Raw genomic sequence first — 12,633 nt, 5'->3', positions numbered from 1 at the left:
CCTCTTATTTCTTGTATCTTGCCCTTTATTTCTCTAATTGATTACTGTTATTTTCTTTTTTTTATGCAAATTCCTGTTGTATCTTTGCGCTCTGCCTGCATCAAACAAGCCGATAAAGTCATCTTCGAGCAAGTAGATTTGGAGGTGCAGCATGGCGAATTTGTGTATCTGATAGGCAAAACGGGGAGCGGAAAATCGTCGCTACTCAAAACGCTATATGCTGATTTGCCCTTTCCAAAGGGCGAAATTACAGTGGCAGGCTACGCCCTGCACCACCTTAAAACCGATGACGTGCCTTTTTTAAGGCGTAGAATAGGCATTGTATTTCAAGATTTTCAGCTTTTTTCAGATAGAAATGTATTTGAAAATTTAGCTTTTGTATTGAAAGCAACGGGTTGGAAAAATAAGCTCGAAATTCAGAAACGCATTGCCGAAGTATTGCAACTCTTTGATTTAGAGGCACTTTTATATAAGATGCCGCACCAACTTTCAGGCGGCGAGCAGCAGCGTATCGCCATTGCGCGGGCTTTGCTCAACGACCCCTTGATTCTGATTGCCGACGAACCGACGGGAAATCTCGACCCTACCGTAGCCGTTGGGATTTTAAATCTTTTCAAAAAGGTAAATGAGGAAAAAGGTACAGCCGTTTTGATGGCGACTCACAACCATAGCTTTCTGAAAAAGCACCCTGCGCGGACGCTCTACTGTGAAAATGGCGAGGTGCGCGATTTGGATAAGGATTTGGTTATGAGAAAAATGAATGAATAAAATAAAGTCTTGTTCTAATTTTCACTCTTTTCAAATTATCTCTCTCTACAAAATGCAAATTAACGCTTTCAAAAATATCGCTTTTTTACTTTCTTTAATAACTATTTTCTCTTTTTCTTTTGATGCAAAAGGACAACAGATAGAAAAAGAGGCAATTAAAAGTAAAAAAAACAATCCAAAACCTAAGTTAATTGTTGGAATTGTGATAGACCAGATGCGGGCGGATTACTATGCGCGTTTTCGCCATAAGCTCGGAGAGGGCGGTTTTAAAAGGCTGTATCAGAATGGTTTTGTGTGTAAAAATGCCCATTACGACTATATTCCTACCAACACTGCGCCAGGGCATGCCAGCATTTTTACAGGCACAACGCCTGCTTATCATGGCATTATGGACAATTATTGGTTTGATAGAAAAAGTAAAAATGTGGTATATTGTGTAGAAGATAGCACCCAAAAGACGGTCGGCAGTGCCAATGACAATGGAAAAATGTCGCCACACCGTCTTAAAAGTAGCACCCTTACCGACCAACTTTTCCTTCATACCCAAAAGGGCGCGAAAATTATTGGCATTTCGCATAAGGATAGAGGGGCAATTTTGCCCGCAGGTCATTTCCCAAAAGCCGCTTTTTGGTATGATAAAAACACAGGAAAAATGATTAGTAGTTCGTATTATCTAACTGCCTTGCCCGATTGGGTAGTTGATTTTAACAACCAAAAAATACCTGATTCCTATTTAAAAGGTACGTGGGAAACGCTTTTGCCACTCGATTCATACCAAGAGAGCCTACCTGATTCTAACGCCTACGAAAAAAATATTATCGCCCAAGCACCCACTACTTTTCCCTATCGATTTGCAGAGATAGTAAATGATTTGAATAAATATGAATTTTTCCTCAATACACCCTTTGCCGCTACTTTTTTGAAAGATTTTGCCAAACAAGTAATTCGTGCCGAGCAGATGGGTGAAGACCAAGTGCCTGATTTTCTGACACTTAGCTTTTCTTCTACCGACTACATGGGTCATAATTACGGCATTGATGCCGTTGAGATAGAGGACGCATACTTGCGTTTGGATAAAGATTTAGCCGACTTTTTAAACTTTTTAGATGTTCAAGTTGGTAAAGACGAATATCTTATTTTCCTAACTGCCGACCATGGCGCACCACATGTGCCTGCGTATTTGCGTGATAACGGCTATAAAGTGAGTTGTGTACCCATGCGAGCCTATAAAGATGAATTAAACGAACACTTAAATATAGAACTTAAAAAACTACTAACTTCTAAAAAATGGCAAGAAAATCAATCCTTTGTGTTGGAATTAGACGAGCCACGTTTGGTTTTGGATAGGGAATTGCTTTCAAGTTATGATATTGAGATAGAAAAAGCACAAAAAATTGCTACTAATTTTTTACTATCCTTAGATGGTATCTATAAAGTTTTTCCTGCCTATCAAATAGAAAACAATACGTTGGCAGACGCACAAGAGGCACTTATCAGGCGCGGTTACAACCAAAAATATGCACCCGACGCGCTTTTTTTCTTCGAGCCGCAATGGATTTCAAGCTATTACGGGGCAGGAAAGGGGCAGACGCACGGTTCGAGCTACACCTACGATACGCACGTTCCAATGCTTTTTTATGGTGCGGGCATACCGCAAGGCGACACACAAAGGCGCGTTGCCATTTCCGACCTTGCCCCCACAGTGGCGGCTTGGCTCGAAATTGCCTTCCCCGATGCCTGCATAGGAAACCCCATTGAGGAACTTTTTGAGGCAGCCAAACAGGAGAAAGAGTAGTAACGTTAAATTCTGCGAAAAACCTTGTTTTGTCAAATTAGAAATGAAACAAAATTTTGGCTGCCCTTTTTTTAGCTTTGAAAGCCTTTTTTATTTCCATCTCACTGCGGACAAGGCATGCCTTGTCCCTACATTTATATCTAACTTTTAGAATTTAACAGTAACAGGAGAAAGAATAGGTTAGATAAATTTTTGTTGTTATTTTTTTGTGAAAAAAACTTTCATAAGTTGTAAAAACTTGTCATTTAAGGCTGCCAAATCTTCGCTCTCTTGTGTGCCGTTGGCTACAAATTCGCGTTTGGCTTTTTCTACTTCCGATTGGCGTAGAGCCAAAATGTGGCTTAGGTCTTGTAAGATGCTGCTTCGCTTGTTGATGAGCGGCAAAATGTCTTCTTTTGAGATTTCATACAAAATAACCTCTGCCTCCACTCGCACCGTAGCGCGTCTTTCCTGCCCTGTTAGTAAAGCCATTTCACCAAAAATATCATTTTCTTTTAAATTTGCTACCTTTACTTCTTGTCCATATTGGTTAATAATCCAAGCTGAAAGTGCGCCTTTTGCAATAATAAAAAGACTGTATTTTCTTTCACCTTGCACCGTAATTCTTTCAGGCGGAGCAGCTATGATTCTTTTGGCGCAATGCGCTAAGGTTTTCTTTTCGGTGTCGGAAAGTGTTTTGAAAAGTTCCTGTTTTTGAAGAAGTTGATAGGCGGCTTCCTCAAAATTCAGACTTTTTTGGGGTTGATTATTTAAAAAATTAACGTTTTCTTCTTGTTGGTAAAGGGCAGGTCGTAAGCTAATTTGATGCCTATTAAAGCTATACCAAATTTGCGTTAGAAGTTCATTATTGAGTTCTACATCTTCTAATTCTTGGGTGAAAACTTCTAAGGCATACAAGATACCTTGTTCGCTAAATTCAACAACAAAGGCAGCAGGGGCAGGGTCTTGATAGACCAAAGAGGCATGTTTTGCCGCCTCCACAAGCAATTTTTTTACCAATTCGGGACGCGCTTCGTATTCTACTTTGAGCGAAAGTGTGTGCCTACGGTATTGAGTAGGGTGGCTGCTATTGATAATGAGCGAATCGTCTATGATTTTGTTGGGAATGATAGCCTTCCTACCGTCCCTTGCTTCTATCATAACAGAGTGCCAATTCATATCAATAACTTTTCCTCTTATTTTATCTAAAATGATATAGTCGCCTTTACTAAACGATTTATTGAGATTTAATGCCAATCCTGAAAAGACTCCCCCCAAAGTAGTTTGTGCGGAAAGTCCTAAAATAATTGCCAAAACTCCCGAAGTAATGAGCAAGCCCGAAATAGATTGTTGAAAAACTTGATTTAGAATAAGCAAAATTGTAGATAAATAAATACAAGCATCAAAAAATTGAATGACGTATTTATGGATTGTCCGCTCCTGATTTTTCATAAAAATTCCATTCCACAAAAAGTAGTGCAACAAATTACTCAAAATAATACCCATAGAAAACCACCAGAGGCAGCGCAAACCCATAAAGGCAATTTTCAAGATGTCGGCAGGCAGGTAGAAAAGGGCGGTGTTCCACTCTTTTAAAACCAAAAGGGCAGAGATGACCAGAAAGTTAAAACTGCCAAAGAGGATAAAACGCTGTTTGATTCCAATTTTCTGAATAAAAATAAGCCGTCCGACCAAGAAAAAAAAGGTGATTTCAAAGGCGTATAAAACAGAAAGCAGGAGTATTTCTTCAAATTTCATGATTTTATGCGTAAAAAAGTAAAAAATTGAAGGCAAGTTAATAAAATCTGATAGTCTAATCTTTGAAAATCGTCAAACGATTTTTAAAAATAGACAAAGACCTTAAAAAACTACGCTAAAAATAAAAATTGCTTAGAGGTTGCTACCCAAATAGATAGCAAATAAAGCCATCAAAACCAAAGAAAGTTTGCTTTTATTTTGGCTCAAAAGCAGAAAAAAAGGAAAGTGTAGGCAGGTTCAAAAAAAATTACTATCTTTGTTTGTAGCTTTTTCGAAGGGCAGGGCTTGTTAAGCCTATGACAAACGCTCAAACAAATGACGAGGGCTTGTCGTGTGGCTCTGCCTATTTTCTATTTCCCAAAATTCACACTCTTATATTCTTTTAGCGTGTCAACGCCTACTTTTGTTCGCTTACTTTCGCCACTTAAATTCTTTCCTCGAAATTTCTTTCAAAAACCAGTTCCTTTTATGAAGAAAAAAATTGTAGCCCTCACAGGAGCGGGCATTAGTGCAGAAAGCGGAATCCCCACTTTCCGCGATGCTAACGGGCTTTGGGAGGGGCATCGTATTGAAGATGTCGCAACACCAGAGGCTTGGCAACGCAACCCTGATTTGGTGCTGGATTTCTACAACCAACGGCGCAAGGCTGCCCAAGATGCCAAGCCCAACGACGGACACAAAATTTTAGCCGCCTTAGAACGCTTTTTTGAAGTAACGGTCATTACCCAAAATGTAGATAATTTGCACGAAAAGGCAGGTTCTACACACGTCTTGCACCTGCATGGCGAACTTTTCAAGGCACGCAGCGTGGTAGAAGAAAAACATGTCGTCGAGATGCAGAGTTGGGAGTTGAAAAAAGGCGACCTCTGCCCTTGGGGAAAGCAGTTGCGCCCACACATTGTTTGGTTTGGCGAGGCTGTGCCGATGATGGAAACGGCGATGTTTGAAGCTATGGAAGCCGACATTTTTTTAGTTATCGGAACGTCTATGCTGGTCTATCCTGCCGCAGGGCTGATAGAATATGTACGCAGCGAAGCCCCCAAATTTGTCATAGACCCCAAAATCCCCCAAATTCGCAAGCTGCCCAACTTGCACTTTATACCCAAAGTCGCCAGCGCAGGCATGAAGCAGGTAGAAGAAGTATTGCTAAATGAATACGTGTAGGTTTTCGCTTTTTTAAGAGAAAAAAAGAAAAGAAAATGGCTTTTTGGCATTTTCTTTTCTTGCATGGTAGTATCAAAGCCCCTTATTTTTGCAAATGGTACTTTTCTTTTGAATGTGTCTGACTTCTATCCTAATTTTACCTTTTGTCCATTTTCTTAATTATACAAAAATATGCGCCTCCTCTCTTTGCTTTTTATTTGGGTAGCCTCCGCTTTCTTTTTTTTTTCGGATATAATGCTGCCTTCCTCTTTGCTTTTGGCACAAGGCGAAGAGTCTAATTTTATCAAACTCAAAATCAATAGAGGCAGCCGCTATACGCGCACGCCTATCGTTACGCTACAATTAGTTGCGCCTAATGCTGCCAAGATGCAAATTAGCAACTATGCCGATTTTAGAGATGCCAACTGGATTGGCTACCAATCTAAGGTCTATGGCTGGTCTTTACTCAAAACCGAAGGCATGCAGTCGGTTTTTGCGCGTTTTCAAGATGCCAAAGGGACGTATGTTGGCATGCAAAGTGCGCATATTTTTTTAGACAAAACTGCGCCACAGAACACAAAAATAGAAATCGATGTTCCCAATAAGGTCTTGAATGATACCACACAGCGGGTTACGCTCAAATTTTCTTGGACACAAGAAGAGGAAGAACGCTATTACGTCATGGTGAGTAATCATCGCTCTTTCTACCGTCAGCGTTGGCAGGTAGTACAAGACACCATTTCCGATTGGGCATTGTCGGGTACGCTTGATGGCGAATATTTTGTCTTTGCCAAATTTAGGGATAGGGCAGGCAATATTTCCGAGCTTATTTCCGACAAAGTAGGGCTGGATACCCAAGCTCCTGTGCGCTACGGTATCGTTATTGATGGCAATGTGCCTTTTACGACCAACAAAAAAGGCGAGGTGAGTCTGGTCTTGACTGCCATCGGCGCAACCGAAATGAAAGTTTCTAACCAAGCCGACTTCAAAGGGGCAGAGTGGCAACCCTACCAACGCAACCTCAAATGGCTACTTACCGAAGGCGAAGGCGAAAAGAAAGTCTATGCCAAGTTTCGCGACAATGCCAAAAATGAAACGCCCCCTACTTCGGCAATGATTGTCAAAGACACCGAAGCCCCCAAAAATCTATCGCTTATCATCAACGAAGGCGAAACCACAACGCGCCACATCGACGGTATCGTCGAGCTTTCTATCAAAGCCGAAGAAGCAAGTCTGATGATGATTAGCAACTTTGCCGATTTTAGAAACGCCCGTTGGCAACCCTACGAAGAACTGATTTCCGACTGGCATCTGACAGGCGAGAACGGCAAAAAGACCGTTTATATCAAATTCAAAGATGAAAGCGAAAACACTTCCGAGCCAATTTCGGCAGAAATTATCCTAATTCGATAAGGCGGAAGGCTTGCTATCTTGCTTTTTTTGTATCTTTGCCCTCCCTGTTTTTGCGTTTTCGAGCAGGTCTTTGTGTTTTTTCTTATTCTAACCCTTTTCATTCAAAACGTTTTGCAAATGGAACTTAAAGATATTGCCGTTATTTCTGGAAAACCTGGTTTGTATCGCATCATGAAAACCACACGCAACGGTGTTGTGATTGAGGCTATTGGCGGCGGAAAGACTAAAATCATGGCTGATGCAAGCCATAGAATCTCTATTCTAAAAGAAATCTCTATCTACACAACCACAGAGGAAGGCTCTATCCCGCTCGAAGAAGTCTTTTATGCCATGAAGGAAAAATTCGCTGGTGAGGCAGAAGTTGGAAAAGACGACAATAGCCTACGCGCTTTCCTTTCCGAAGTTTTGCCACAACACGATAAAACCCGCGTTTATATTTCCGATATTAAAAAAATCATAAACTGGTACAATGTCTTAGCCATTCACGCGCCCGAAGTCTTGGAGCGTAGCGAGGCGACAAAAGAAGCCTAAACAGAACCTAATAAAGTTTAAAAGTGGCTTTTTTAAGGCGATTTTTCGTAAAATTAAGACCTGCCCAAAACCTTTCTCTAAGGATTTTGGGTTTTTTTTATGTGCGCTATCCTGCGCTTATCGTATCTTTGCCCTAATTTGTATCCCTCAATCTCTTTCCGCTTATGAAAAATGTCGCTGCTTATCGCACCTTCGGACTTATTACCATCATCGCGATTTATTTTCTTATTTGGGTAGGAGGTGTAGTTCGAAGCACTGGTTCAGGCATGGGCTGCCCCGACTGGCCTAAATGTTTCGGACAGTACATTCCACCTACCGACATTAGCCAACTGCCGCCCGACTACAAGACACGTTTTGCCGTACAAGGAAAAGAAATTGCCGACTTCAACCCCGTCAAGACGTGGATAGAATACATCAATCGCCTCATTGGGGCTTTGATAGGGCTTTTTGTCTTGGCTACCGCTTTTTTCTCTTTTTCTTATTGGAATAGGGGCAAAAGGTACATCACTTTTCTATCGGTCTTGGCGGTCTTTCTGGTAGGTTTTCAGGCTTGGTTGGGGTCTATCGTTGTGGCAACAGACCTACACGAGGGCATGATAACGTTGCACATGGTCATGGCTTTGGTCATTGTCGGAATCCTCATTTTCACCGTCGCTAAGGCACGTTTGGAGCAGCAACCTGCCGCTTGGGGAGTCCCTTCTTGGGTCTATAAAAGGCTCTCTCTGGTCTTGGTTGCCTGCCTATCTTTGGGGCTGGTACAAATTATACTCGGTACGCAAGTCAGAGAAATGGTAGATGTAGTTGCTAAAAAAATGGGCGAAAACTTACGTGCAGAATGGATAGACCAATTAGGGCTTTCTTTCTATATTCACCGTTCTTTTTCCCTACTAATTTTAGGATTACACCTTTATTTAGTAAAAATATTGATAGCTTCGCGCTCCATTGCGGCTGCAAATGCGGGCAAATGGCTGTTAGGTCTGATTGTCGTTGCCATTCTCACAGGGGTTGTGCTGGCGTATTTGGCGATGCCTGCCTTTGTGCAGCCTTTACATTTGCTTCTGGGTACGATTATGTTTGGGCTGCAATTTTGGATTTTTGTCAAAATTCACAGCATAGGCAAAGGATAGTCAAAAGGATTTTCAGACCCAAAATAGGATTTAATCCAAATTTTATTTTGCCAAACTTTATTTTGCTTTAAACTTGAAAACAAAAGACTTTTTACAATCAAAAAGCCCCTCTTTCATCAAAAAAAGTAGGGGCTTCGAGGGGCAAAATTCGCAGGCTTGCCGCTCCGCTAAAAATGGGCTATAATGGGCTATGCCTGTGCCATGAGCCTAAATTTATCCCAGATAGCTTTTTGCTGTTGATACGCCAAAGCGTTGAGGGGGTGGCGTTTAAGCCAAGCAGTGAGTTCGGCTTCTTCGGCAGGCGAAATTTCACCATTGAGCTGTTTGGTAATGAGGCGAAGATATTTCAACTTTTGCATCTATGAAAAATTGTTTAAATTGTGGAAATGCACAGTAGCGTCTTTTTTGTAGGCATGACGACAAAAAGACGAAAAAGTGTGCGTTTGCCCCTATTAAATTTTCTTAAAAATGGAAAAAAAAAATAAATTCACCACTACTTGGTGGAGCGAAAAGTGGCTCGAAATGCTACACAATTTAGCCGATTCGGGAAGATTGCAGCGCGGACGAAGTTATGCAAAAAGTGGTTCAATTTTAGAGCTAAAAATTATACAAAACTACGTAAGTGCGAAAGTTTTGGGCAGCCGCCCTAAGCCTTATCAGGTACGTTTCGAAATAAAGCCTTTTGATAAAGAAGAAGACCAAAAGATATTAGAAATTTTGGCAGAAAATCCTTTACTTATTACCCAACTGCTTCAAAATCAGCTACCCACAGTGCTTTTCGAGATGCTCGAAGCCGAAGAAATTTACCTTTTTCCACGCCGCTGGCGCGATTTGAAAGCCTCCTGCTCCTGCCCCGACCCAACAGCTCCTTGCAAACACATGGCGGCGGTGCTTTATCAAATAAGTCAAAAAATAGAAGAAAATCCATTTTTAGTATTTAATCTTCGTAATACCGATTTGCTTGAAGAACTCAACAAAACTACCTCTAAAATAGCCACTACTCAATTTAATATTTGGTATAAAACTGCTACCGCTATCGAAGAAGATGTATCACTGCCCAAGCAGGATTTTAGCCTCTTTGCTGCCCAAGAATTAGACTTTTCTACCCTGCCCACGCTCAATACACAAATTCCCGAACTACTTTCTGAAAGACCGCCTTTTGATACGGAAACTAATTTTAAAGAAGTTTTAATATCACAATATAAAGTCATTACAAAAGAAATACAAAAAACACAATTTGATACGCTCTCCAACATCAATTCCGAGCAAGATTTAAGGCAGGAAGTTCGTTTGGCGCAGCAATGGCAGCAGCTAAAAGTGGAAGTAGATGGCTTTCTAAATCTCAAAACGCTGCATCTAAGTATAGAAAATGATAGAAAAGAAGGTAATACTAAAAATGCTACCAAACTTTCTAATTCAGAACCGATAAAAGAACTTCCTTTTATAGATTTTTTTAATGAAATTCCGATAGAATATATCCCTACGCTTAGTCCTGCCTTGCAGTGGTTTTATTATTTTCATATTTTTATTCTCCAAATTTTGGAAAAGGGACTCTTTCTGCCACGCATGTTGCGCCATCATAAGGGCTATTTTATTCAGTGGCAGCCTGCCAATTTTGTTGTAGAAGTGGAAAAAATGATGCAAATTTTGGCGGCACACGCGCCCGACGACCTACTTTTTTTTCAGGCAAAGGATAGGAAAGATTCGCTCAAAAAACGATATTATTTTACCAACGCCCAAGAAAAAATTGCTTATCTGTCAGGGATTTACATCGAGCGGTATCTCCATGCGCATCTTGGAAGGCTTGCAAAGTTCAAATCTAAGTGGAACGCCTTTTTTTTGTTGAAAGATTTGCAGCCTTTTGAAAGGTATAGTGAGCAGAATTTGCCTATTCTTATTCATCTTTGGTTAGAAAAGTTATTTCTTTCTAAAAAAGATTTGCAGCCACTTCTTTATATTGGCGAAATCCCCGATATGCCCGAAATTTTCGAGGTTGCCTTGCAGGTTGTAGTCCGAAACGAGCCACAGCAGGCAGTACAAGAGGCAGAAAATTTGCTACACACTCCTGAAAAAATAATAGATTTTTCTACTTTTTTGAGTGAAAAAAAGTATGAAAATCAACACAATTTATTTTGGCAAGATGCCTATTTGCTAAGTGAGTATCTGCCTGCCCTTAAAGTTTATTTGGAGGCGCAAGAAAAAACGCCCGTCCCGATAACCTTGGAGGAAGTGTCGGCTTTTTTCGAGCAGGCTCTGCCCTTGCTCCAACTTTTGGGCATCAAAATTTTGCTGCCTAAAAGTTTGCAGAAGATATTGCGCCCCAAAGGTAAAATTTTTGTAAAGAAAAAAAATCAAAAAAATGAAAAAGGCGGACTTTTGCAGGTGCAAAAAATCTTAGACTTCGAGTGGGAAATTGCCTTAGGCGATAAAAGGCTCGATGTAGAGAGTTTTGAAAAGTTGGTAGAAAATACCGCTGGTTTGGTTTGGTTGCAAAATCAATATGTGTGGATAGACCAAAAAGAGGTAGCCAAAATTTTAGAGCAGGCACATCAGACCCGAAAAAATAAAACCCAATTAAGCCTGCAACACCTACTTTTAGGCGAAAAGGCAGGCGTAGAAATTGCCTTAGAACAAGCCGTCGTGCGTCTTTTGCAGCCTTTAAAAGAAGAAAAAAGTGTAGATTTGCCTCAAAACTTACAAGCTACTTTGCGCCCGTATCAGCAAAAAGGTTACGCTTGGTTGTATAGAAATGCGCGTTTGGGCTTGGGTTCTATCTTGGCAGACGACATGGGGTTGGGCAAGACGCTTCAAACGATTGCTTTTCTTTTAAAGCTAAAAGAAGAAGAAGTTTTAAAAGAAAAACCTGCTCTTATTGTCTTGCCGACGACCTTACTTGCGAATTGGCAGCAAGAAATCATCAAATTTGCACCTACCTTGCAAGTTTTTACCTTTTATGGCAGCCAGCGAAAATTCCCCCATACTACCGAGCAGTACGACATTTTTCTCACTTCTTATGGCATTGCACGCACAGAAGGCGAGCTTTTGGCGGGAAAAAAATGGTCGGTTTTGGTCATTGATGAGGCGCAAGCAATCAAAAACAGCGATACGGCGCAAAGCAAGGCACTCAAAGCCATTCCTGCGGACTTGAAAATCGCACTTAGTGGTACGCCCGTGGAAAACCGTTTGAGCGAATATTGGAGTCTTTTTGATTTTGTATTTAAAGGATATTTAGGCACTTTTAATCAGTTTTATTACGATTACGCACGTCCTATCGAATTGGAACGGAATCACGAAATATTGGAAAAGTTTAAAAAAGTTACATCACCTTTTGTTATGCGTAGGGTCAAGACCGATAAAAATATCATTTCTGATTTGCCCGAAAAAATTAGTCAAAATCATTATTGTACCCTCACGCCACAGCAAGCAGCTCTCTATCAAAATGTGGTAAGCCAAACAATGGAGCAATTAGCACAGGCAGAAGGTATGCAGCGTAAAGGCTTGATTTTAAAGCTATTAGGCTCACTAAAACAAATTTGCAATCACCCTGCCCAATTTTTGAAAAACGATGTCAGAGAAGCCGCCCTTTCGGGCAAAACGCAGCTACTTATTGATTTGCTCAAAGAAATAGAAAAACAAGGCGATAAGACCTTGATTTTCAGTCAGTTTACACAAATGGGTGAAATTTTAGAAACCATTATTGAAGCAGAGATGGGCTACCGTCCGCTCTTTTTACATGGCGGCTTAAATTTGGAACAGCGCAAAGCCGTTTTGAAACAATTTTCAGAAACTAAACAAATTCCTGTCCTTATTCTCTCTTTAAAAGCAGGCGGAACGGGGTTAAATCTTACAGAGGCGAATCAGGTTATTCATTACGATTTGTGGTGGAATCCTGCCGTCGAAGCGCAGGCTACGGATAGAAGTTTTCGTATCGGACAGAAAAAAAATGTCTTCGTTCATCGTTTTATCGTACAAAATAGCTTAGAGGAACAAATTGATAAAATGATTGAAAAAAAGAAAGAGTTGGCTCAACTAACAGTAGAAACAGGTGATACTTGGCTTACTGAACTTTCTAACGAACAGATTTTAGAGCTAATTCAGTTGCGATAATTTTATTTTAGT

At 40.7% G+C, this 12,633-nt stretch carries 9 protein-coding genes; 7 read left to right on the top strand and 2 right to left on the bottom strand.

Annotation, left to right across the window (positions count from 1 at the left end; genetic code table 11):
• The first annotated feature begins 63 nt into the window (after positions 1-63).
• Together G500_RS0103390 and pafA are read left to right on the top strand one after the other, a co-directional pair.
• The gene (locus G500_RS0103390; protein ID WP_027001567.1) at positions 64-768 is read left to right on the top strand and encodes a cell division ATP-binding protein FtsE; all 705 of its coding nucleotides are present in this window, start codon (positions 64-66) and stop codon (positions 766-768) included.
• 52 nt (positions 769-820) lie between these two features.
• Positions 821-2,563 carry an alkaline phosphatase PafA gene (gene pafA / locus G500_RS22145; RefSeq protein ID WP_161626070.1) on the top strand — a complete coding sequence of 581 codons (1,743 nt, stop codon included), beginning with the start codon at positions 821-823 and terminating at the stop codon, positions 2,561-2,563.
• 198 nt (positions 2,564-2,761) lie between these two features.
• On the opposite strand, the gene G500_RS0103380 is transcribed toward pafA, so the two are convergent.
• A complete protein-coding gene (locus G500_RS0103380; RefSeq protein ID WP_154656994.1) occupies positions 2,762-4,300 on the bottom strand; it encodes a mechanosensitive ion channel family protein in 1,539 nt (512 codons plus the stop codon).
• Positions 4,301-4,768: 468 nt separating this feature from the next.
• Between G500_RS0103380 and G500_RS0103370 the strand changes: the two genes are divergently transcribed.
• The 4 genes from G500_RS0103370 (at position 4,769) to G500_RS0103345 (ending at position 8,514) form a co-directional block, all read left to right on the top strand.
• Positions 4,769-5,464 (top strand): SIR2 family NAD-dependent protein deacylase, encoded by a 696-nt coding sequence (locus tag G500_RS0103370; RefSeq protein ID WP_027001565.1) that lies wholly within the window; start codon positions 4,769-4,771, stop codon positions 5,462-5,464.
• Between the two features lie 171 nt (positions 5,465-5,635).
• Positions 5,636-6,856, top strand: coding sequence for a hypothetical protein (locus G500_RS0103360; protein ID WP_027001564.1), 1,221 nt, complete (start codon positions 5,636-5,638; stop codon positions 6,854-6,856).
• A gap of 117 nt (positions 6,857-6,973) precedes the next feature.
• Entirely contained in the window at positions 6,974-7,387 is a 414-nt protein-coding gene (locus G500_RS0103355; protein WP_027001563.1) for a DUF5606 family protein, read from the top strand.
• Between the two features lie 164 nt (positions 7,388-7,551).
• On the top strand, positions 7,552-8,514 hold the full coding sequence (locus G500_RS0103345; RefSeq protein WP_027001562.1) for a COX15/CtaA family protein: 963 nt from the start codon (positions 7,552-7,554) through the stop codon (positions 8,512-8,514).
• Between the two features lie 188 nt (positions 8,515-8,702).
• Here G500_RS0103345 and G500_RS25435 read toward each other — a convergent pair whose 3' ends face one another.
• Positions 8,703-8,873 (bottom strand): FecR/PupR family sigma factor regulator, encoded by a 171-nt coding sequence (locus tag G500_RS25435; RefSeq protein ID WP_086047794.1) that lies wholly within the window; start codon positions 8,871-8,873, stop codon positions 8,703-8,705.
• Positions 8,874-8,982: 109 nt separating this feature from the next.
• Here G500_RS25435 and G500_RS0103320 point away from each other — a divergent pair, with 109 nt between their 5' ends.
• Positions 8,983-12,621, top strand: a complete 3,639-nt coding sequence (locus G500_RS0103320) for an SNF2-related protein (RefSeq protein WP_027001561.1) — start codon at positions 8,983-8,985, stop codon at positions 12,619-12,621.
• Positions 12,622-12,633 lie beyond the last annotated feature (12 nt).

This window comes from Hugenholtzia roseola DSM 9546, from assembly GCF_000422585.1.
Taxonomy (GTDB): domain Bacteria; phylum Bacteroidota; class Bacteroidia; order Cytophagales; family Bernardetiaceae; genus Hugenholtzia; species Hugenholtzia roseola.
The sequence above is the reverse complement of the archived record's forward strand: the minus strand, read 5'-3'. Positions and strand labels throughout refer to the sequence as shown.

Coding starts and splice junctions, on each gene's coding strand:
- G500_RS0103390 (WP_027001567.1), top strand. CDS start 64: ATGCAAATTCCTGTTGTATCTTTGCGCTCTGCCTGCATCAAACAAGCC.
- pafA (WP_161626070.1), top strand. CDS start 821: ATGCAAATTAACGCTTTCAAAAATATCGCTTTTTTACTTTCTTTAATA.
- G500_RS0103380 (WP_154656994.1), bottom strand. CDS start 4,300: ATGAAATTTGAAGAAATACTCCTGCTTTCTGTTTTATACGCCTTTGAA.
- G500_RS0103370 (WP_027001565.1), top strand. CDS start 4,769: ATGAAGAAAAAAATTGTAGCCCTCACAGGAGCGGGCATTAGTGCAGAA.
- G500_RS0103360 (WP_027001564.1), top strand. CDS start 5,636: ATGCGCCTCCTCTCTTTGCTTTTTATTTGGGTAGCCTCCGCTTTCTTT.
- G500_RS0103355 (WP_027001563.1), top strand. CDS start 6,974: ATGGAACTTAAAGATATTGCCGTTATTTCTGGAAAACCTGGTTTGTAT.
- G500_RS0103345 (WP_027001562.1), top strand. CDS start 7,552: ATGAAAAATGTCGCTGCTTATCGCACCTTCGGACTTATTACCATCATC.
- G500_RS25435 (WP_086047794.1), bottom strand. CDS start 8,873: ATGCAAAAGTTGAAATATCTTCGCCTCATTACCAAACAGCTCAATGGT.
- G500_RS0103320 (WP_027001561.1), top strand. CDS start 8,983: ATGGAAAAAAAAAATAAATTCACCACTACTTGGTGGAGCGAAAAGTGG.